At 52.1% G+C, this 22,734-nt stretch carries 14 protein-coding genes, 1 pseudogene and 1 riboswitch; of the genes and pseudogenes, 6 read left to right on the top strand and 9 right to left on the bottom strand.

Features of this window, described 5'->3' with window-relative positions:
* Window positions 1–3: 3 nt before the first annotated feature.
* From ptrA to JC793_RS02545, 6 genes are read right to left on the bottom strand one after another with little or no spacing between them, the layout of a single operon-like run.
* A complete protein-coding gene (gene ptrA, locus JC793_RS02570) occupies window positions 4–2,895 on the bottom strand; it encodes a pitrilysin (RefSeq protein WP_218427403.1) in 2,892 nt (963 codons plus the stop codon).
* A complete protein-coding gene (recC, locus tag JC793_RS02565; protein ID WP_218427401.1) occupies window positions 2,879–6,280 on the bottom strand; it encodes an exodeoxyribonuclease V subunit gamma in 3,402 nt (1,133 codons plus the stop codon). Before recC ends, ptrA begins: the two co-directional genes overlap by 17 nt.
* A gap of 10 nt (window positions 6,281–6,290) precedes the next feature.
* Entirely contained in the window at window positions 6,291–6,623 is a 333-nt protein-coding gene (locus JC793_RS02560; protein WP_218427399.1) for a prepilin-type N-terminal cleavage/methylation domain-containing protein, read from the bottom strand.
* Window positions 6,616–7,131, bottom strand: coding sequence for a YgdB family protein (locus JC793_RS02555; protein WP_247717308.1), 516 nt, complete (start codon window positions 7,129–7,131; stop codon window positions 6,616–6,618). Before JC793_RS02555 ends, JC793_RS02560 begins: the two co-directional genes overlap by 8 nt.
* Window positions 7,106–7,693, bottom strand: coding sequence for a prepilin peptidase-dependent protein (locus tag JC793_RS02550; protein WP_166706985.1), 588 nt, complete (start codon window positions 7,691–7,693; stop codon window positions 7,106–7,108). Before JC793_RS02550 ends, JC793_RS02555 begins: the two co-directional genes overlap by 26 nt.
* Window positions 7,687–8,166, bottom strand: coding sequence for a prepilin-type N-terminal cleavage/methylation domain-containing protein (locus JC793_RS02545; RefSeq protein WP_243846689.1), 480 nt, complete (start codon window positions 8,164–8,166; stop codon window positions 7,687–7,689). Before JC793_RS02545 ends, JC793_RS02550 begins: the two co-directional genes overlap by 7 nt.
* 500 nt (window positions 8,167–8,666) lie before the next feature.
* Between JC793_RS02545 and thyA the strand changes: the two genes are divergently transcribed.
* Window positions 8,667–9,602: a thymidylate synthase gene (thyA, locus tag JC793_RS02540; RefSeq protein WP_218427398.1), complete on the top strand. Its 936-nt coding sequence runs from the start codon at window positions 8,667–8,669 to the stop codon at window positions 9,600–9,602.
* 78 nt (window positions 9,603–9,680) lie between these two features.
* Here the strand turns inward: thyA and lgt are convergent, their stop codons facing one another.
* From lgt to rppH, 3 genes and pseudogenes are all read right to left on the bottom strand, one after another.
* Entirely contained in the window at window positions 9,681–10,577 is an 897-nt protein-coding gene (gene lgt, locus JC793_RS02535) for a prolipoprotein diacylglyceryl transferase (protein WP_166706983.1), read from the bottom strand.
* Between the two features lie 108 nt (window positions 10,578–10,685).
* Window positions 10,686–12,933, bottom strand: a pseudogene (gene ptsP, locus JC793_RS02530) (phosphoenolpyruvate--protein phosphotransferase).
* A gap of 9 nt (window positions 12,934–12,942) precedes the next feature.
* Window positions 12,943–13,476, bottom strand: coding sequence for an RNA pyrophosphohydrolase (gene rppH / locus JC793_RS02525; RefSeq protein ID WP_015422452.1), 534 nt, complete (start codon window positions 13,474–13,476; stop codon window positions 12,943–12,945).
* A 180-nt stretch (window positions 13,477–13,656) separates the two neighbouring features.
* A riboswitch (TPP riboswitch) is annotated at window positions 13,657–13,765 on the top strand.
* Window positions 13,766–13,846: 81 nt separating this feature from the next.
* Between rppH and thiB the strand changes: the two genes are divergently transcribed.
* The 5 genes from thiB (at window position 13,847) to rapA (ending at window position 22,694) form a co-directional block, all read left to right on the top strand.
* Window positions 13,847–14,845 carry a thiamine ABC transporter substrate binding subunit gene (thiB, locus tag JC793_RS02520; protein ID WP_208323238.1) on the top strand — a complete coding sequence of 333 codons (999 nt, stop codon included), beginning with the start codon at window positions 13,847–13,849 and terminating at the stop codon, window positions 14,843–14,845.
* Window positions 14,821–16,431 carry a thiamine/thiamine pyrophosphate ABC transporter permease ThiP gene (gene thiP / locus JC793_RS02515; RefSeq protein WP_218427396.1) on the top strand — a complete coding sequence of 537 codons (1,611 nt, stop codon included), beginning with the start codon at window positions 14,821–14,823 and terminating at the stop codon, window positions 16,429–16,431. The genes thiB and thiP overlap by 25 nt, the downstream gene beginning before the upstream one ends.
* Window positions 16,428–17,138: a thiamine ABC transporter ATP-binding protein ThiQ gene (gene thiQ / locus JC793_RS02510; protein WP_166706979.1), complete on the top strand. Its 711-nt coding sequence runs from the start codon at window positions 16,428–16,430 to the stop codon at window positions 17,136–17,138. Before thiP ends, thiQ begins: the two co-directional genes overlap by 4 nt.
* A gap of 60 nt (window positions 17,139–17,198) precedes the next feature.
* On the top strand, window positions 17,199–19,574 hold the full coding sequence (locus JC793_RS02505; RefSeq protein ID WP_218427394.1) for a DNA polymerase II: 2,376 nt from the start codon (window positions 17,199–17,201) through the stop codon (window positions 19,572–19,574).
* A 213-nt stretch (window positions 19,575–19,787) separates the two neighbouring features.
* Window positions 19,788–22,694 (top strand): RNA polymerase-associated protein RapA, encoded by a 2,907-nt coding sequence (rapA, locus tag JC793_RS02500; RefSeq protein WP_218427392.1) that lies wholly within the window; start codon window positions 19,788–19,790, stop codon window positions 22,692–22,694.
* Window positions 22,695–22,734 lie beyond the last annotated feature (40 nt).

Below are 22,734 nucleotides of genomic sequence, written 5' to 3'. Positions count from 1 at the left end.
GCCTTACCGTATTTCTTCTTTGACAGGTAACAGCGACTGGAACGCCGTTACGGACGGATATGTGGTCCATCCGGCCGGTTTTGCGTAATCATCCGCTTTGCCGCCGGTTCCGGTCACCTGAGAGTAAAGCGCCAGACCATTTTTCGACATCACCGAGTTCTCATAGAAGGTCACCACATCCTGTTTGGTCATTTTTTTCACCGCAGCGATAGTTTGCTCGCGGGTATTGAAATCAAAGTAATTATTTTTGAAATCAAATGAATAACGGGAGGCCTCTTCCTCAAAGGTTTCCGGCGGCTGTGTCATTTCAGTCAGGAGCGCATTACGGTATTTATCGAATTCCGCATTATCCAGTGCTTTCAGGCGTTTCTCCGCATTAATATAAAAATCATCAAAGCGCTGTGACAGATACGCCGGGTTCTTTTCATTGCTTTGCAGCAGGAAACCGATCCCCCACTGGCGGCCGAAATTCGGGTTAAATGCAAACAGGGCATAGCCCAGCTGCTCCTGTGTCCGCAACTGATCATAGAACCACGGATGCAGAATTTTCGACAGCACAGACGAGAATGCCGCGCCTTCCGTCCGTGAATACCCGGTCGGAATAAAGATATTGGCCAGCGCGTTATCGGTACTGTTGGCTTTTTCGTCGAAGTTTGGTTTCAGGGCTTTATCAATCACATAGTAATCCCCCACCCACCATTCCGTCCCCTGAGAGCCAAGTTGCGCCTGAGCTTTCGATGCAATCTGCTCTGCCTGAGGTGCCGTCAGGTTACCGAACACAAACATCTGAAGCGCCCCTTCACGGATAAGACGGTCACGGAACTGTGTGATGTCGCTTTCCGTAATGGTATCCAGTGCGGCGAGGCGCTCTTTATCTTCAAAATACGGTACCGCTTTCAGGCGGCTGAACGGACGCATTGCCATCTCATACGCTTTGCCGTTATCCGATACCGCGACCTGCTCACGATACCAGGATTTCGCCTGTGCCAGCTCAGATGCGGTCGGGGTAAAGGACTGATATTCAGTCACCGCCGTGGTCAGTAATTCCGGCAGATGCTGGGAATAGCCGCTGACGCTGATATTCAGTCCGTCATCCTCACTGATGCTGATCCCCATTCCTGCCACACCGGCCTGATAGCTGAGCTGATTCAGTCTCAGCTCACTGACATAACTGAGCAGCGAACTGGTCACAAAATCTTTGGCTGTTCTGCCGGTATTCCGGTTGCGCAGTTCCAGCGCAATAATGGCTTTTGGTTCATCAGCAAAATAACGGCTCGGCATATAGAACAGACGCAGTTTTGCCGAATCGGTCAGTTGTACCGGTTTAGTCTGTTCCTGCTGTTTAATCAGATCAAAATTATCCGGAATAAACGGGTTCAGTGCCGGCAGAGAGAAACGGAAATCACCTTCAGATTTGCGCCATTTATCCAGCTGCGCAGCTGTCACCTCATCCACCTGATAAGGGGCATCAACAAAATAGGCTTTTTTGTTGCTTGGTTCCTGCGGGCTGGTATACCAGACGCGGGCTTTTTCCGGTGTTAAATCCGCAAGACGGGCTTTGATCGCAGCCGGGTCCCAGTCATCGGCCAGATAACCGGCATTCAGGATATTTTTTACCGGATAATCCATCATAGTGTTTGCCAGTGATTCAACATAGTTCATATCACGGACAACCGAGTTGTAACGAAACGCCAGCATATTTACACGGGCAATTTCATCAAAGTAATCTTTATTAATCCCTTTTTCTTTAATCAGATTCAGGTACGCAAAAACAGCAGCAGTAATCTCATCCCGTTTTGCCATACCCTCATCTGTCAGCGACACAGAGATAATAAACACGCCCTGGTTACGCGCCAGTGAAGAAGATGCCGATGCACTGACATTCTCCGCCAGCCCGTTTGAGATCAGCCAGTTCGCCAGAGTACCTTCACTGCGGCTTCCCAGAAGATACGCAATGTAGGTATCTGTCTGCTTGCGGAAATCTTTGCTGTTGTTGTCGATAACAAACTCAAAATCCAGTGATTTCTGCGGTTGTGCCGGGACATAGTGAATAATTTTCTGCTGTTCGGCTGCCGTGATCAGCGGTACGGTGATCGCCGGAATTGCCGCATGACGATCCGGAATCGTACCGAACGTATCATTTGCCAGCTGAGCCAGCTCTTCCGCAGACTCCGGTCCGTAGATCACGGCTTTCATCAGGTTGGATGAGTAGTATGTATTGTAAAATTTCAGCAGCTCTTCATGCAGGATACTGCCGGGTTTATCCCTCAGCGTTTCCAGGTTTCCGCCGGAAAAACGGGAGATCGGATGTGCCGGGTTCCAGGTTTCCGCCCGTACCTGATACATGCGGTGCCCGTCGCGGGAACGCGCCATGGTCAGTTCAGCGTTGACCGCGTTACGTTCTTTATCGGCATTCACCGGGTCCAGCAGCGGCTCTGCCAGCGCATCCGCCAGCCGTTCTGTTGCACCTTTCAGGGCATTATTTTCAACTTCAAAATAGAAATCGGTATAGTTGGAGCCGGTGCTGGCGTTATGGCTTCCGCCGTGCTTCGCCAGATAGTCACTGAAGTTCCCGGGTTCCGGGAAGCGTTTCGAGCCCATCAGCACCATATGCTCCAGATAGTGCGCAAGACCCGCCTGGCTCTTCGGCTCATCCATACTGCCGATAGCCAGACTGACCGCTGCCGCTGATTTACGGGCGGTTTTATCTGAAATCAGCAGAACCGTCATATTATTTTTCAGGGTGATTGCCTGATACTGACGCGGATCGTTGGCGCTTTTCTCAATCTCTCCGGGCAGAACCTGCCAGTTGTTCTGAGCAAGTGCATTGGCACCGGTAAAAAAGAAAAGCAGCGTAAAAATAAACTGCACTAGTTGTTTAGGCATCAGCCTCATTCTCCCTGTTTTTCTGATGTTGAAACATCGGCAAAAAGAGTTGTTGTGAAAATTGCTTTATTGCATCCATAAGTGTTTCATCAAAATGGCGGAATGCACGGACAACATAATCGTCCTCCGCCTCGCCGGTAAACTGGTATCCCCCCTGCAATGTCTGCAGCAGCAGTAAACCGGCTTTATGTTGGAGTCCCTCATCATCAGAGAGTTCACCGGTGTTTTCATCCGCCAGTGTGGTCAGCCATGCCCAGCCGCTTTTGACAAAGATTGGCATCGGCTCATTCAGCCCGCGGACAAACACATCCAGCAGCGGGCGCAGATAATCCCGGGCCTGCTCCGCCGTCAGCGGTTCAAAGATCCACACCGTATCTCCCCGCCCGAACATCCGGCTGTATTGCTGCCGTCCGCTCAGGCTGTAAGTCAGGTGTTCAATCCACAAACGCAGGCCGTCCGCCGCGGTCAGTGCTGCCGGGCGCCAGCGGAGTAACCCGTTTTCCTGAACACCCGCCAGTTGCCCGCTGTAAGTATAAGGCCCGATAACATCATGAAATGACTCAGTATCAGACGCCATCCGTGCATTGCGGATTTTCTCTGCCAGAACATCCATTTCCTGTAATTGTTCTTCCCAGTAAACCTGTGCAAACGCCCCGGCCGGCAGTTCCCCCGCCGCCTTCAGCAGCCGGAAGACCTTCTCTTCCGGCTCACCGTCCACCAGCGTATCAAGCAGCCTGGTGTTAAATCCGTAACGCTGTAAATTATCGACACTGAACGGCTCTTCCTCCGGTAATGCCACATCTTCAATCTCAAAATGCACATTCAGACGCTGCTGAAAAAATGCCCTGACCGGATGCCGGTAAAAGCGCAGTAACTGGTCAACCGTGATATCGATCACCACTTCTGACTGAACAGGGACATTAAACGCGCCCTGCGCTTCCCCCTGCCGCAATGCGGCCGGTAACCACTGGGGTGCAAAACTCTGAAACTCAGCACCTTCTCTGTAGTTGTCTGCTGCAAACGGTACGCGGGTATGCCGGACAATCAGATGATTTTCCAGTGATTTCCGGCTGGTATCCAGATCGGCAAAGCGATCTTTCTCCAGACAGAAGCTGAGCCCTGCATATTCCAGCAGCTCACTGACCAGTACTGACGGGTTCCGCTCTTCGTTGTCTCTGATAGATCGGCCGATATAGCTGATATATAAATATTCTTTTGCTGACCCCAGCGCTTCGAGGAAAAGATAGCGATCATCATCGCGGCGTTTACGATCACCCCGGCGGCTTTTTTCTGCCATCAGGTCAAATCCCAGCGGCGGAATTGTTCTCGGATAGACACCGTCATTCATACCCAGCAGACAAATCACCTTAAACGGAACAGAACGCATCGGCATCAGTGTACAGAAATTGACAGCGCCGGATAAAAAACGCTGGCTGATTTTTTCGTCATCCAGCCGCAGAGAGAGTTCATCACGGATCAGTGAAAGCGGGACATCCCCGTCATAACAGGCTTTAACGCCTTGTTCCAGCACCTGCTGCCACTGCTGAAGTACCATACTGAGTACCGGTTCGGTATCCGGTGTCGTCATAAAAAATGCGGACAACAACTCAGAACCGGTTTCACGCCACTGTGCCGGTGTACGCTGTTCACTCAGTTTTTTCTGCCACTGCCGCAAAGTATCAATAAATGCAGCCAGCTGCCCGACCCGGTCCGCAGACATGCCGGAAACTTCATCATAAGGCAGGATCCCGCGCCAGGTGCCTTCATCCTCTGCCATTGCATAGCCCAGCAGCATGCGCTCCAGTCCGAATTTCCAGGTATTCTGGCCAAAAACCGGCAGTGAGAAAGATTCGATATTTTGATCATCCAGCCCCCAGCGAACACCCGATCCGCTGACCCAGCGGCGCAGAAGCGGCAGGTCGCTCTCATCCAGCCCGAACTGCTGTGCCACTGCCGGGACTTCCAGCAAACTGAGAACATGTTCTGAAGTGAAACGGCTCTGCGGTAATTCCAGTAAAGTCAGTACCGCCTGTAATACCGGATGTGCCTGCCGGGCTTTACGGTCTGAAATCGCAAACGGAAGATAACGGTTTTCGTTCCCCTGCCCGAAAACCGCCTGAATATAGGGGGAATAACTGTCGATATCCGCCACCATGACAATAATATCGCGGGGAGTCAGTGACGGGTCGTTTTCCAGCAGATTCAGTAAATAGTCCTGCAGAATCTCCACTTCCCGTTGCGGGCTGTGGCAGGAGTGAAATGTCAGAGAACGGTCATTATCCGCAATCACCCGCCGCCCTTCGCTGGTGGCAAATTCCTCTTTGTTTTTTCCCACCACGCTGCCGTCTTCCAGGTTCAGGATATCCTGCTGAACAGCGGACAGCAGTGTATCTGCCGGGCGATCGACAAAGGCTTTAATCGCATGGATTTCTTCAATATCTTCCAGAAAAAACAGGTTATCCCGGCCGGGACGTCCCCATGAAGCCAGCAGCGGGTTACCGGTATTCTGCTCTCCGTCAGCCTCAAAATCGAACAGCGATGGCGCATCTTCATCCGATTTAAACCAGCTGACGGCTTTTTTATCCCAATAGCTTTGCGGCTTGCGTGCCAGCATACGCCGGAGTGCTGACGGGCTCTGTAAATCGCCCCAGTAATACTGGCAGGGATTGGTAAACATCAGATGGATATGGGTATGCTGTCCGAGCGCCCGCAACGCCTGAAGATAGACAGGCGGTAATGCAGAGATACCGCAGATAAACAGGCGTGGCGGCAGATTGGCAACCACCGCCGGATCACCTTCATTGAGTACGTCAATAAAACGCTGATAAAGATTGGCACGGTGCCATTCCGGCTGACCCAGGCTTCGGGTCAGAGTCTGGAGATCCCGCCACAGGCATTTCTGCCAGGACTGATTCTGACTCAGCCCGTCAATCAGCTCATTATTTTCCCACGCGGTCAGCCAGTCCGGCCTGTAGACAAGATACTGGTCAAATAAATCCGCAATACGGCCGGACAACTGATGCAGCTTACGTTTATCGCCATCATCATCAAGGTAATGGCGCAGCGGGGCAAAATCCGGGTCATCAAGACGCTGCGGAAGCAGTGACATCAGTTTCCAGGTCATCGCCCCTTTACTGAAAGCACTTTCTTTCGGGATACCCGGCAAGACGCGGGTAAACATATCCCAGATAAACGTTGCGGGCAGCGGAAACGTAATATTTGCGGCAATCCCCAGTTTTTCCGCCAGACTGATTTGCAGCCACTGAGACATGCCGGGACTTTGCACCAGCACGGTTTCAGGGCAAAAAGGATCATTGATTTTATCATTATCAATAATATGGCATATCAGGTCTTTCAGCAGATCCAGATCATTGGAGTGATAAACCGTAAACATTGTCCTGTCCTTACATACATTGCCATCTTCCGGCGGTTAACCGGCGCTCTCCCGGGGAGACCAGCCCGATAGTAACGGAAATACAGCCCGGTGACACATTTTCCTGTTCACTTTCCCATTTCTGCCGGGCAGACAAATGTACCTGCATCATCTGCCGTAATGCCCCGGGATCGGTGGTAAAGCGCATCATCTGATGCAGATGACGTACCGTACTGACATCCGTGTACTGCCTGTGTTTTCCGCTGTGCAGCAGCTGATAATAGCGTAATAATCCGGTAATCAGAATCGCAAAGATAAAGGCACAAAGCATCACTTCCGGTAACGACATTCCGCGCTCATTCATTATTTTCTCCTGTATCCCTGTGCCGGTGACAACCGGGTTTTAAATCCGGCGGGCAAAAATCACTCCAGCCCTGCGGCAGAGCCGTTAATATCATCCTGTCGCCCTCTTCCCCGGCGCTGACCAACTGATAATGCGTGATATTTTGTGCAAACCGGGAAGAAAACCGGCTGCCCTGCAATAACAGCTTATTAGCCCTCAGCCGCCGCAAACAACTTTTCAGTTCCGGGTCCGGTGCCGTCCGGCAGTAAAACGGCGTTTCATTCAATGTTTTCCGCGACCAGTCCTGCGTCAGTCCCCACTCCAGAGCAGACGCCGCACCGGCATCCGCACGGTAAAATTCAATTTCATCCTGACTGTTACGCCACTCTGTCTGATAAAAGCGATGCAGAACCGATAACATCATCAGTGAGATCCCCAGCAGCAGCATTATCATCAGCAGCAACGTATTTCCCGCTGAGCGATCCGCTTTTTCCCTGCGGGGATTACAGGTGGTAATTCGGCATAACAATCAGGCTTTCTCCGGTTCGCTGTATTAAGGGCATATCCAGCCCGGTAAGTGTCAGGGTTAAGCGCAGACCATTTTTTCCGTACAATTTCACCGGTGTGACCAAAAACCGGGAAACAGCCACATAGCGGTTATCGGTGACTTTTTCCCAGCCGGATTCCCGGCAACTGAGGGCATTACGTGTCCATTCAATTGCCTGTTTATTCAGACGGTAGCCAAAATGCTCTCCGGTTTTCCGGACATTACGTTCCCAGCGGCCATTATGATTGAGATCATAAGCCACTATAATGCAGCTGCTCCTGGTCTCGCCCGGCTTCGCCGCAATCTGCAGCGGATTGCCCTGACAATGTCCCCGGCAGAAAGCTGTCCGCCGGAGATCTTTTTCCAGCCTCAGAAGCGTTTCCCGCATAATGGTATCCAGCTTATATTGCCGGTATGTATTCAGTACATCCTGCCCCAGAGCCGGAAAAAACCGGGCTGCCGTGACCAGGATAATCGTACTGACAGCCATCGCCGCCAGCATTTCAAATAACAGGAATCCCTGCTCCCGTATTTTATTCAGCATGACGGCACACCGGATAGCCGCCCCGGCGTACACAACCGGATACGGCCGGGAGCCGAGATAATCAGTTTTATCTGTCCCTGCGGATTTTCCAGTACAAAACCGGCGGCAGAGGCGGTATGCCGGGTTCCCCAGAACTGCACCGTATCCGTGGTGCCGGAAACAATACGGACGCCCTGTGCAGGAATGAACGCTTCTGTATCACTATCGCACTGCGCTGCGGATACCTGATGACAGGCCCGGCTTTTTTCACCGAAAATAACGGCTATTTTCCGGGTTTCATTCAGATACGTTGCTTTCAGTTTATGGCTGCTGAGATACTGATGAAACAATGCCGCTGTTTCTGTCAGATAACGCCGTTCTCTGTAGCTTTCCCATGACATATGAACAAATGAAACTGGTAATGCCATAATAAATAAAACAATAATGACTTCCATCAGCGATATCCCCCGCTCTTTTCGCATGTATTTCTGCATGTGGTCATCCGTTTCCTTTCCCTGCTGAAAAAATAACGCGTTTACCACTTCCGCAAAGGCAGAACCTGAAAATATGCGATACAACAGGAAAAAATATCTGCATGGCACTGCAAATACACATCCGTTCTTCCTGTTATGCAGAAAAAAATCATCTTCCTGAAAAAAAGTCTGGTGTGAAAAAAACGAAGACGCTAAAAAGAGCAGATATCGCTGCTCTTTAACAATCCGGATATTACCCAATATAAAAACCGATCACCGGCACTGTATTTAAGACAGCTCACCCTCAGTGCCGGTGACCCGGATATTATTGTTACCCCGTATCTTTTAATATAAATAATCACTTATTATAAAATAAAGTTAATACATATTTATCATTAATTAAATTAATAAAAATAATAAAAATCATTTTAATAAAACCAAAGAAATATTATTTTATATGAAATGAATAAAAACAGTGCTATAATATTGAGATCATATACTGCGTCAACAGGAAAACAAAAGTGGAACAATATTTAGACATTGCAAAGCGGATTCTGGAGGAAGGGAAATGGATTGAAAATAAGCGGACAGGTAAAAGATGTCTGACAATTATTAATGCCGATTTCACTTACCACGTTGACAAAAATGAGTTCCCGCTGGTAACCACCCGCAAAGCATTCTGGAAAGCTGCTATTGCGGAAATGCTGGGTTACTTACGCGGATATGACAATGCCTCACAGTTCAGAGACATCGGCTGTAATACCTGGAACGCCAACGCAAATGAAAACGCCGACTGGCTGGCAAACCCGAACCGTAAAGGTGAGGATGATATGGGCCGTGTTTATGGTGTTCAGGGACGTCAGCTGAAAATATCCCCGACAGACGCACAATATGATTTATTATTATCATTAAGTGATGCCGGAGACAAAGAAGGCGTTAATAACCTGATTAATGAACTGAGAAAAAATACCTTCGATCAACTCCGTAAAGTATATGATAATTTAAAAAAAGGAATTGATGACCGCGGTGAAATTATCTCTTTCTGGAATCCGGGTGAATTTGATCAGGGTTGCCTGAGACCATGTATGTTTATGCATCATTTCTCTGTTCTTGACGGAACATTATATTTAAACAGTTATCAGAGAAGTTGTGATTATGCGCTGGGCTATGTTTTCAATGCACCTCAGTGTTATTTCCTGCTGGCAGTTATGGCACAAATAACCGGGCTGAATGCAGGTAAAGTGTATCACAAAGTCGTTAATCTGCATTTATATGAAGACCAGTCAGAATTAATGCGTGATGTCCAAATGACACGTAAACCGTTTGCATCACCGAAACTTCATATTAATCCTGAGATTAAAACACTGGATGATCTGATGACATGGGTTACCACCGATGACTTTACGGTGACAGATTACCAGCACCACGATCCGATTAAATATCCGTTCTCTGTCTGATAAGACAGTTAAACGACTCCGGATACAAAAACTGCATCAGTTACGATGCAGTTTTTTTGTCACTCACTAAAGTCAGATCTATTCCGGCGCGTTCTGTTTTCCGCTGTCACTCCGTGTTTTATTACCCGGGCATTTGTATGCCCATACCATCATCAGCACACCCACAATAATCATCGGTACAGACAGAATCTGCCCCATACTGATCCCGCTGAATAAACCGAGCTGGGCATCCGGCTGACGGAAGAATTCCACAATAATACGGAACAGACCGTAACCGATCAGGAACAGTCCGGACACGCTGCCCATCGGCCGGGATTTGCGGACAAACACATTCAGAATGATAAAGAGGACAATCCCCTCAAGCAGCATTTCATACAATTGCGACGGGTGTCTCGGCAACACACCATACTGCTCGAGTACCGGCATCAGAGAAGGGTCAGCCGCAGCCAGTTTCACATCTTCGCTGTAAGAGGTCGGGAACAGAATGGCCCACGGTGTATCGAGTGTCACACGTCCCCACAATTCGCCGTTAATAAAGTTACCGATACGCCCCATGCCAAGGCCAAACGGAATAAGCGGAGCCACAAAGTCAGCTACCTGTAAGAAATGGCGCTTCGTGCGGCGGGCAAACCACCACATTGCAATAATAACGCCCATCAGGCCGCCGTGGAATGACATACCGCCGTCCCAGACTTTCAGCAGATACAGCGGGTTTTCCGCAAACAGCGGGAAGTTATAAAACAGAACATAACCGATACGGCCGCCCAGGAAAACCCCGACAAATCCGGCATATAACAGTGTTTCAACTTCACTGCGTTTCCAGCCGCTGCCCGGTTTATCTGCCCGCCGGTTGGCCAGCCACATGGCAAACACAAACCCGACAAGATACATCAGCCCGTACCAGCGTAACGCCACCGGCCCCACAGAAAAAATAACAGGATCAAAATCCGGAAATGCCAGATAAGTGTTACTCATCGTACCTCACACTGTGTGTTGTATCCGGCCGCAGGCGTTGCTCTGCCCGCCGCAGACCGGGATATATGACTATAAGGACGGAACCGCCTTATTACGCGGGATGTGCGGTTAAGCACTGCCGCGGATAAGCTGTTCCAGTCCCTTGCTCTCAATAAACAGTTCCGATTTTTCACGGATCTCAGCCGCTGTCTGTGCATCCAGCAATGATGCCATCAGCGGCTCCAGCGCTGCGGCATCCAGATGCCGCAACAGATACTTAATACGCGGGATACTCCGCCCGTTCATACTCAGCCGGCGATATCCTAAACCAATAAGGATCATTGCACCTAACGGATTTGCTGCCATTTCCCCGCAGACAGAGACCGGAATTCCCAGCCGTGTGGTTTCTGTCCGGACAAAATGCAGCATACGCAATACCGCCGGATGGAGCGAGTCATAGAGTGGCGCAACATGCGTATTATTCCGGTCAACCGCCAGCAGATACTGCGTTAAATCATTCGTACCGACAGAAATAAAATCAATATACTGTTTCAGCTCCGGCAGCATAAATAACAATGACGGTACTTCCAGCATCACGCCCACCGGCGGACGTTTCACCGTTTCCCCGGTCAGTGCAGAGACTTCCTCACAGGCGCGGTCAAGCAGGCGGATAGCCTCTTCAACCTCGGCGAGCCCGGAAATCATCGGGAATAATATCTTCAGATTATTCAGCCCGATATTAGCCCGCAGCATAGCACGCAGCTGGATAAGAAAAAATCTCCGGCTGATCCAGCATCACACGGATGCCGCGCCAGCCCAGACACGGATTTTCCTCACTGATAGGCATGTACGGCAGTTGTTTATCCGCACCGATATCCAGTGTCCGCAATACAACCGGCTTCCCGGCAAAGAGTTGCAGCATATCCTGATAACGGATTTTCTGCTCTTCTTCTGACGGAAAACCATTATGCACGAGAAAGGGTATTTCCGTGCGGTACAGGCCAATACCGTCAATACTTTTGACGATTTTCTGCTCATATTTCAGACTGAGCCCGGCATTCAGCTGAACAGAGATCCGTTCACCGCTTTTCAGTGCGGCGGAACGGCTGAGTTCATCTTCAGCCAGTTGGCTGATAACCTGCTCCTGTTCAATAATCTGACGGAATTCCTGCGCTATCAGCGGCTCCGGTTCGATATACACCACGCCCCGGTAACCATCGAGGATTAACAGGCGGTTGTGCAGCAGTTCCGGCTGAATATCTGCGCCCATGATTACCGGAATTCCCATTGCCCTGACCAGAATAGCGGAATGAGAATGTGTTGCCCCGTCACGTACCACCACACCGGCAAGCTGTTCCTGCGGCAGTTCCGCCAGCAGGCTGGCACTCAGTTCATCGGCCACCAGCACAAAACGTTCCGGCCACTGGTTGCTGCCGGTAAAATTATCATCCAGATGGAACAACAGCCGCTGACCGAGCGCACGCAAATCCGCGGCCCGCTCCCGCATATAGCTGTCCTGGAGCCCGGCAAACCGGGCCGCAAATTGTTCAATAACCGTTTTAACGGCCCATTCCGCCACAAAGCCCTGCTCCACCATACTGTACAACCCCTTTTTCAGTTGCAGGTCGTTCAGCAGATGGGAGTAGAGGTCGAAAATCGCCGCACTCTCTTTTTGTGATGCAGCATTAAAACGCTTGCTGATACGACGGCACTCCGCCGTGGCATCCTCCAGCGCTTTATTCAGGCGGGCACGTTCCTGTACGCGATCCAGCGCCGATGCCTCCGAAACATGTTCCAGCACAGGCTGCGAGCGATCTTCCCAGCCATAGGCCATCACAATCCCGGAGGAAACCGGGATTGCCTGTATCCGTGTCTGACGGAACTGCCCGAACAGTCCTTTGGTCTGAGCCTGCGCCAGCAGTACCGCCAGCTGCATCGCCAGGGTGACAATAAAGGATTCTTCCGTTTCACTGAACAGACGCTTTTCTCTCTGCTGGACCACCAGCACCCCCAGTAACTGACGGCGGTAAACCACCGGCACACCGAGAAACGCGCGCAGATTGTCTTCTTTTACCTGAGGGAGATATTTAAAACCGGGGTGTTCGCGGACATCCGCAATATTGATAAGCTCGGCGCGGCGGCCGACATGACCGACGACGCCTTCGCCGAAAGCAAGACTGACAGCACGGCCGCGGGGCTTTTTCAGCCCCTGCGTTGCCATCAGATAAAAACATTGATGCTGGTTATCTGCCAGGTAGATAGAACAGACATCTGTTCCCATCGCCTGACAGGTTTCTTTAACCAGAAGCTCCAGCGCTTCCGCGAGATCAGCGGCGGCAGCCACTTTTTCAATCACTTCACGTAAACGCGTCAGCATCCGTTCCCCCTAATTCTGGCGCCGGCGACGATAGGGAAACGGTGCCCGGACAGCCGTCGCTTCGCTGTTGGCAGGCATCACAACGGAAGAAAACTCTTTCATGACGCGGCGGTACACATCGCGTTTGAAAGAGACCACCTGACGAACAGGATACCAGTAGGTGACCCAGCGCCAGCCGTCAAATTCCGGCGACTTGCTGCGGGTCACATTGACCTCTTTGTCCTCGCAGAGCAGCTGCAGTAAAAACCAGCGCTGCTTCTGGCCGATACAAACCGGTTTGGTATCCCAACGCACCAAACGTTTGGGTAATTTGTAGCGCAGCCAGTTGCGGGTTACCGCCAGGATACGCACATCTTTACGCGTTAAACCAACTTCCTCATACAACTCACGGTACATGGCCTGTTCCGGTGACTCGCCGGGATTAATACCTCCCTGAGGAAACTGCCACGAGTGCTGTCCGTAGCGGCGGGCCCATAAAACCTGGCCTTCCTTATTACAAATTACAATCCCGACATTCGGGCGGTAGCCATCATCATCAATCACTCGACTACCTCAGAAAAAAACTGAAAGATAGCCAATTGTTTCACACTCCCATCATGGGGTAAACCTCTGCACTCAAAATCCTTCAGCCCGCCGCATTTCCGGCTCTGACGGATGAAAAGCAACATACGGTATTAACGGTTGCGGGCGGTGGCAAATTCCTGGGAAAAACACTACACTATTCCTCTCTCAACGGGGTGCAGCAACGGCTTTCCGGCCGGTGTTGCTGAGATAACACCCGAGGAACCTGATCCGGTTAATACCGGCGTAGGGATTTGAGCCGCCACTGCTGACAGCACAGTCTGTTACCATCACGCTGCACTCAGATCCTTTGCCAATCCTTCTCTTACAGGAGCGCAAAGTGTTACATAAACTGACCAGACACATTATTGCAGGCGGTCTTACCGCACTGTTCTCTTTCCAGGCGGCGGCAGATAACAGCAAGCCGGTTCTGACTGTCTATACCTATGACTCATTTGTGGCTGAGTGGGGGCCGGGGCCGGAAATTAAGAAAAACTTTGAGGCACAATGCGACTGTGAATTAAAACTCGTCGGTCTGAGTGACGGCGTGACACTGCTGAACCGTCTGCGGATGGAAGGTAAAAAATCACAGGCAGATATCATCTTAGGGCTGGATAACAACCTGATGCAGGCCGCACTGGATACCGGTCTGTTTAAAGAAAGCAATGTTGATCAGTCAAAACTGGTGCTGCCGGTCAAATGGGACAGCAAAACCTTTATTCCTTATGATTACGGCTGGTTTGCTTTTATCTACAACAAAGACACACTGCCTAACCCGCCGAAAAGCATGAAAGAGCTGCTTAACAGCGATCAGAAGCTGACCATTATTTATCAGGACCCGCGCACCAGCACACCGGGGCTGGGATTACTGCTGTGGATGGAAAATCTCTACGGAGATGATGTGGCAGCGCAGTGGGCTAAAATGGCGAAAAAAACCCTGACGGTCACCAAAGGCTGGAGTGAATCCTACGGTCTGTTCCTGAAGGGGGAAGCGGATTTGGTACTGAGTTACACCTCGTCGCCGGGTTATCACATGCTGGCGGATAACAAAGACAATTATGCCGCGGCACTGTTTGAGGAAGGGCATTACCTTCAGGTGGAAATGGCCGGTGTACTGGCCTCCTCAAAACACCCGGCACTGGCGGAGCAGTTTATGCAGTTTATGCTGACCCCGGATTTCCAGAAAACCCTGCCGACCACCAACTGGATGTATCCTGTGATTGATATGCCGCTGCCGCCGGTTTACGACAAAATGCCGAAACCGGTCAAAACGCTGGAATTTGACGCCAAAGAAGTGGCGAAAGAGCGCAATCAGTGGATACGGATATGGCAAAACGCAGTCAGTCGCTGATTGGCGCATATCTGATACCGGGCGCACTGGCGTCCGGTCTCCTGCTGGTTGTTGCGGTCAGTGCCTTCGGGGCGCTGTGGTTTAACACACCGGATACAGACTGGCAGCAGATTTGGGATGACAGCTACCTGTGGCATGTTGTCCGCTTTACCTTTTGGCAGGCTTTCTTATCCGCACTCTTTTCCGTTATCCCGGCTGTTTTTCTGGCCCGTGCACTCTGGCGGCGGCGTTTCCCGGGACGGACTATTTTTCTGCGGTTGTGCGCAATGACCCTGGTGCTGCCTGTGCTGGTGGCTGTATTCGGTATTTTATCGGTTTACGGACGCAACGGCTGGCTGGCACATATTTCCGGTTTTCTGGATCTGGATTATTCCTTCTCCCCGTACGGGTTACAGGGCATTCTGCTGGCGCATATCTTCTTTAATATGCCGCTTGCCACCCGGATGCTGTATCAGCAGCTCGATAATATAGCCACGGAGCAGAGACAGCTCGCCGCTCAGCTCAATATGAATGAATGGCAGCATTTCCGGATTGTGGAATGGCCGTATCTGCGGCGTCAGTTACTGCCGACCGCCGCGCTGATTTTTATGCTCTGTTTTGCCAGTTTTGCCACAGTGCTTGCACTCGGCGGCGGCCCTGCGGCCACCACTATTGAACTGGCCATTTATCAGGCACTGAATTATGACTTTGATATCGGCCGTGCTGCGCTGCTGGCACTGATTCAGCTGGTATGCTGCATCGGGCTGGTACTGCTGAGCCAGCGTCTTTCCGGCCACTTTTCTGTCGGCTTTACCCAATCACTGCAATGGCGCAATCCGCAGGACACGCTGCCGCGCAGACTGGCTGATGGCCTGATTATCCTCTGTGCCCTGCTGTTTCTGCTGCCGCCGTTTTTTGCCATTGTCGCTGACGGCCTGAACCCGGGATTATTGCCGGTATTGCAGCAACCGGCGCTGTGGCGGGCATTTTTCACCTCACTCGGTATTGCGCTGGCCTCGGGGTTTATCTGTGTGCTGCTCACCATGATGCTGCTGTGGAGCAGCCGTGAATTACGGCTGCGGCAGGCAGTCAGAGCGGGACAAGCTATGGAGCTCTCCGGGCTGGTGATCCTCGCGATGCCGGGAATTGTGCTGGCCACCGGCTTTTTCCTGCTGCTCAACAGTACGACCGGCACCACAGATTTGGGGGCTCTCCCTTACGGGCTGGTCATTCTGACCAATGCGCTGATGGCTGTTCCTTATGCACTGAAAGTACTGGATAATCCGATGCGCGACCTGGCTGAGCGCTATAACCCGCTTTGTCTCTCTCTGAATATCACAGGATTTAACCGGCTGAAACTGATTGAACTGCGGGCGCTGCGTAACCCGCTGGCACAGGCGGTTGCCTTTGCCAGCGTGCTGTCTGTCGGAGATTTTGGTGTGATAGCCCTGTTCGGTAATGAAGATTTCCGCACACTGCCGTTCTATCTTTATCAGCAGATCGGTGCTTACCGCAATGCGGATGCCGCAGTCACCGCACTGATACTGTTTTTACTCTGTTTCGGGCTGTTTACCATTCTGGAACGTCTGCCGGGGAAACGCCCATGATTTATTTTGATCATATTCATTACCGCTATCAGCAACAGACAATGAATTTTGATTTCTCAGTTACTGCCGGAGAGAAAATTGCCATCCTCGGCCCGAGCGGGGCAGGTAAAAGTACACTGCTGTCACTGATTGCCGGCTTTCAGTTTGCCGAAAGCGGCACTATCCGGCTCAATGGCGAAGATCACACCCGGACACCGCCCGCCCGGCGTCCGGTATCTATGCTGTTTCAGGAAAATAATCTGTTTGCTCACCTGACCGCAGAGCAGAATATCGCTCTCGGTTTTCATCCCGGAATGAAACTGAATGCAGCGCAGAAAGTACAGCTGGAACACATCGCTGAACAGGTTTCACTGACACCACTGCTCCGGCGTCTGCCGTCACAGCTTTCCGGCGGCCAGCGTCAGCGGGTGGCGCTGGCACGGTGCCTGGTGCGCTCCCAACCGGTTTTACTGCTGGATGAGCCCTTTTCCGCACTGGACCCGGCGCTGCGCAATGAAATGCTGGCACTGCTGGAAACCATCTGTGAAGAACGGCAGCTGACACTGATGATGGTATCCCACAATACCGATGACGCGGCCAGAATTGCCCCCCGTGCAATGGTCGTGGATAACGGCACCATTGCGTTTGACGGCAGTACCGCCGCACTGGTCAGCGGTAACGTTCCGCAGGCACAAATCCTCGGTATCCGCCCGCAAACCGCACCTTAAATACTGTATATATCCACACCACTCTGCTATAGTTATTTTTTCTCAGCGGAACGGACAACAATGATGGCAGGGCACAACAGTTTCCCCTCCCGTCAGGTGGCAGCACCGGCGGAAGCCGGTTTTATTCTGACCCGTCACTGGTCTGATACCCCGCGCGGTATTGCGGTCAGTTACTGGCTGGCGACGGATAACGGGCCACGGCATGTCTCTGTTCCGCTGCAACAGGCTGTCGGGTTTGTCCCGCACCGGGAACTGGCGGAAAGCCGTCCGCTGATTAATAACATCCCCGGCGCCACACTGGCAGCGCGTCCGCTGCGTGATTTTCATCAGGATGATGTCAGCGCCGTTTACTGTCGTCAGTACCGCCAGTTACAACAGCTGGAAAAACAACTCGGCGAACAGCATCTCCGCCTTTATGAAGCGGATATCCGCCCCTGTGAGCGCTACCTGATGGAGCGGTTTATCACCGCTGCTGTCTGGGTACAGCCGCAGGCGGATGGCCATGTTCTGATGAAGCCGCATCCGGATTACCGCCCGCCGCTGAAAATCGTGTCTCTGGATATTGAAACCACTGAATTCGGTGATCTTTACTCGATCGGGCTCTCCGGTTGCGGAGCTGACACTGTTTTTATGCTCGGCCCGGAAAACGGCACACCGCTGACCAATCCGGATTTCACGCTGGAATATGTCCCGCGCCGCCCGGATCTGCTTCACCGCCTGAATCAGTGGCTGGCAGAGCATGATCCGGACATGATAATCGGCTGGAGCCTGATCCAGTTTGATCTGCGCATTTTACAGCGTCATGCAGAGAAGTATCAGATCCCGCTGATTTTCGGCCGTAACAACGCTCCGCTCTCCTGGCGGGAGCATGGTTTCAAACCCGGACAATTTTTTGCCGGAGCGCCCGGCCGGCTGATTATTGATGGCATCGATGCGCTGAAAGCGGCCACCTGGCAGTTTCCGTCCTTCAGTCTGGAAGCGGTATCTCAGGCACTGCTCGGTGAGGGCAAAGACAGTGATTCTCCGTATGACCGCATGGATGAGATCAACCGCCGTTTCCGCGAAGATAAACCGGCACTGGCGCGCTATAACCTGCAGGACTGCCGTCTGGTCACCAGGATTTTTGAGCACACCCATCTGACAGAATTCCTGCTGGCACGGGCTGCGGTAACCGGCCTGGCGCCGGATCGCATGGGAGGATCTGTCGCGGCCTTCACTCATCTTTATCTGCCGCCGATGCACCGTAAAGGCTATGTCGCACCTGATCCCGGCGAAAAACCCGGAGAACCGATTCCGGGCGGTTTTGTAATGGATTCAGCCCCGGGACTATATGACTCCGTAGTGGTACTGGATTTCAAAAGCCTGTATCCCTCCATTATCCGCACCTTTCTGATTGACCCGGTTGGTATGATCGAAGGTCTTTCCGCGCCGGAACAGGCGGTTCCGGGATTTAAAGGCGCGTATTTTTCGCGGGAAATAAATTGTCTGCCGGATATCGTCAACCGCATCTGGCATGAACGGGATATGGCGAAACTGGCCGGGGATAAACCGCTGTCACAGGCACTGAAAATTATTATGAATGCCTTTTGCGGTGTACTGGGGGCTGCGGGGTGCCGTTTCTATGATCCGCGCCTGACGTCCTCCGTCACCATGCGCGGGCACGATATCATGCGCAAAACCCGCACCATTATTGAATCCCTGGGTTATCAGGTCATTTACGGCGATACGGATTCCACCTTTGTCTGGCTGAAAAGCGCTCACACTGAAGCGGATGCGCAACGTATCGGGCGCTGGCTGGTAGAAGAGATCAATCAGTGGTGGCAGACGCATTTACAGGATGAATACGGGCTGGCCTCTGCTCTGGAAATCGAGTACGAAACCCACTACCGCCGTTTTCTGATGCCGACGATCCGCGGAACAGACCTCGGCAGCAAAAAACGGTATGCAGGGCTTTCCGGGGATAAAATGGTCTTTCGCGGGCTGGAAACGGTCCGCAGTGACTGGACACCACTGGCACAGCATTTCCAGCAAACCCTGTACCGGCTGATTTTCGATAAAATGCCGTATCAGCAGTTTATCCGCGATTATGTCCGTGACACACTCGCCGGCCGCTACGACGACCGGCTGGTTTACCGCAAACGCCTGCGCCGCCCGCTGGCGGATTATCAGCGTAATGTGCCGCCTCATGTCAAAGCAGCCAGGATGGCGGACGAGTATAATGTCCGCATGAACCGTCCTCCGCAGTATCAGCGCGGGGCCGGGATAAGCTATATCATTACCCGCGCCGGACCGCAGCCGCTGGAGATTCTGACAGCACCACCGGACTATGAGCATTACATTAATAAACAGCTGATGCCGATTGCCGATGCCATTCTGCCCTTCCTGGAGGATGACTTCACCACATTGCTGACCGGGCAATTATTGATGCCGTTTTAATTTTGCCATTTTACAGGTGACGATGCGGATCTTATGGATTAACATAGCGCCCCTTTACTGCTTTTAACACCGGAGCAGGATGATGCAGCTGACGCTGCTGTTCTGACTGGCGGTGTTTTTTTCCGGTGAATGCAACGCCGTTTTTGTATCACCGGTAATGATATCCACAGCATTTGTCTAATTAGCCCTGAATAACAGAATCGAGCCAAAAATATGCCGTTTACTCTTGGTCAACGCTGGATAAGCGATACTGAAAGCGAGCTGGGATTAGGTACAGTTGTATCTGTCGACGCCCGGATGATCACCCTTCTTTTCCCTGCTACCGGTGAAAACCGTCTCTATGCCGCAGCCGATGCTCCTATCACCCGCGTGATGTTTAACGAAGGAGATACCGTCACCAGTCACGAAGGCTGGCAGCTCAGTGTGACCGCCGTTGAAGAGAGCGACGGATTATTAACCTATACCGGACAACGTACTGATACCGGTGAAGATAATGTCCGCCTGCGCGAAGTGTTTCTCGACAGCAAACTGACTTTCAATAAACCTCAGGATCGTCTGTTTGCCGGTCAGATTGACCGCATGGATCGTTTTGCGCTGCGCTATCGTGCCCGCAAATTTCTGAGCGAAGAATACCGCCGTGCCACCAGCGGCCTGCGCGGCATCCGCGCCAGCCTGATCCCGCATCAGCTATTTATTGCCAATGAAGTCGGCAAACGCCACGCGCCGCGTGTTCTGCTGGCGGACGAAGTCGGTCTGGGTAAAACCATTGAAGCCGGGATGATTATCCATCAGCAGTTAATGGCCGGACGTGCCGAGCGTGTCCTGGTTGTCGTACCGGAAAGCCTCCAGTACCAGTGGCTGGTGGAAATGCTGCGCCGCTTCAATCTGCGTTTTTCGCTGTTCGATGACAGCCGTTATACCGAAGCACAGCATGAGAGTGACAATCCGTTTGAAACCGAACAGCTGGTATTGTGCTCACTGGATTTTGTCCGCAAAAGCAAGCCGCGTTTTGAGCACCTTGCTGAAGCCGGATGGGATATGCTGGTAGTGGATGAAGCACACCATCTGGTCTGGAGTGAAGACGCACCAAGCCGCGAATATCAGGTGATTGAAACCCTGGCGGAAATCATTCCGTCTGTACTGCTGCTGACCGCCACCCCGGAACAGCTGGGCATGGAGAGTCACTTTGCACGCCTGCGTCTGCTGGACCCGAACCGTTTCCATGACTTTGAAACCTTTGTTGATGAACAACAGAAATATCAGCCGGTTGCCGATGCTGTCACGCTGCTGCTCGACCGCGCACCGCTGACCAAAGACCAGCAGAATGCTGTTCACGATCTGATCGCCGAACAGGATATTGAGCCGCTGCTGAAAGCCGCCAATACAGATACTGAAGACGGTGAAAATGCCCGCCGTGAGCTTATCAGCATGCTGATGGACAGACACGGCACCAGCCGCCTGCTGTTCCGTAACACCCGTAATGGTGTGAAAGGCTTCCCGCGCCGCGAACTGAAAGCGATTAAAATGCCGCTGCCGGCACAGTACCAGACCGCAATTAAAGTGGCCGGGATCATGGGCAGCAAGAAAACCACCGAAGTCAAAGCCCGTGAGATGCTCTATCCGGAGCAGATTTATCAGGAATTTGAAGGCGAAAATGCCACCTGGTGGAACTTCGACCCGCGTGTCGAATGGCTGCTCGGCTTCCTGCTGGCAAACCGCAATGAAAAAGTACTGGTGATTTGCGCTCAGGCGGCAACCGCCCTGCAACTGGAACAGGTGTTACGTGAGCGTGAAGGTATTCATGCTGCTGTTTTCCATGAAAATATGTCTTTGCTGGAACGCGACCGGGCAGCGGCCTACTTTGCCTCCGAAGAGGAAGGCGCGCAGGTACTGCTCTGTTCCGAGATCGGCTCTGAAGGCCGTAACTTCCAATTTGCCAACCAGCTGGTGATGTTCGACCTGCCGTTTAACCCGGATCTGCTGGAGCAGCGTATCGGGCGTCTCGACCGTATCGGTCAGAAACGTGATATTCAGATCAGTATTCCGTATCTGGAAAATACCGCACAGGCTGTGCTGCTGCGCTGGTTCCATGAAGGTCTGGAAGCCTTTGAGTATACCTGCCCGACCGGCCGCACCATCTATGACCGCTATTACGACAAACTGATTAACCTGATGGCAAATCCGGCTGATCTCAGTGGTTTTGATGAGTTTATCGCCGAATGCCGTAAAACCCATGATGCCCTGAAACAGGAACTGGAACAGGGTCGTGACCGCCTGCTGGAAATGCATTCCAACGGCGGCGAAGCCGGTAATGAGCTGGCCGCTGAAATCGCGGATCAGGATGAAGATACCGAGCTGGTGACCTTTGCCCTGAATCTGTTTGATATTGTCGGTATCAATCAGGATGACCGCAGCGATAACATGATTGCCCTGACACCGTCTGATCATATGCTGGTACCGGACTTTCCGGGTCTGCCGGAAGACGGCTGCACCATCACCTTTAAACGTGAGCAGGCGCTGTCCCGCGAAGACACTCAGTTTATCAGCTGGGAACACCCGATTATCCGCAACGGTCTGGATCTGATTCTGTCCGGCGATACCGGCAGTTGCGCGGTCTCCGTGCTGAAAAATAAAGCCCTGCCGGTCGGCACGCTGCTGACAGAGCTGATTTATGTGGTGGAAGCCCAGGCGCCGAAAAACCTGCAGCTGACCCGCTTCCTGCCGCCGACACCGGTGCGCCTGCTGATGGACGTAAAAGGCAATAACCTGGCATCGCAGGTGGAATTTGAGAGCTTTAACCGTCAGCTGAATGCCGTGAACCGCCATACCGGCAGTAAGTTTGTCAATGCGGTACAAAACGAGGTGCATCAGGTTCTGCGTCTGTCCGAAGATGTCGTTGCCGGTGAAGCCCGTGAGCGGATTACCGCAGCGAAAGCGATGGCAGATCAGCATCTTACTCAGGAGCACAACCGCCTGCTGGCACTGAAATCGGTTAACCCGAACATCCGTGATGATGAGCTTGATGCCATTGAAGAAGAACGTCAGCAGATCCTGTCACATCTGGATGATGCTAACTGGCGCCTTGATGCTATCCGCCTGATTGTCGTTTCGCATCAGTAACCTGTATCCCGGCAGATACCGTCTGCCGGGTCTCTGATTT

Origin of the sequence: Morganella morganii (genome assembly GCF_019242955.1) — a bacterium.
Lineage (GTDB): Bacteria > Pseudomonadota > Gammaproteobacteria > Enterobacterales > Enterobacteriaceae > Morganella > Morganella sibonii.
This window is presented reverse-complemented; position numbering and strand designations above follow the sequence as displayed.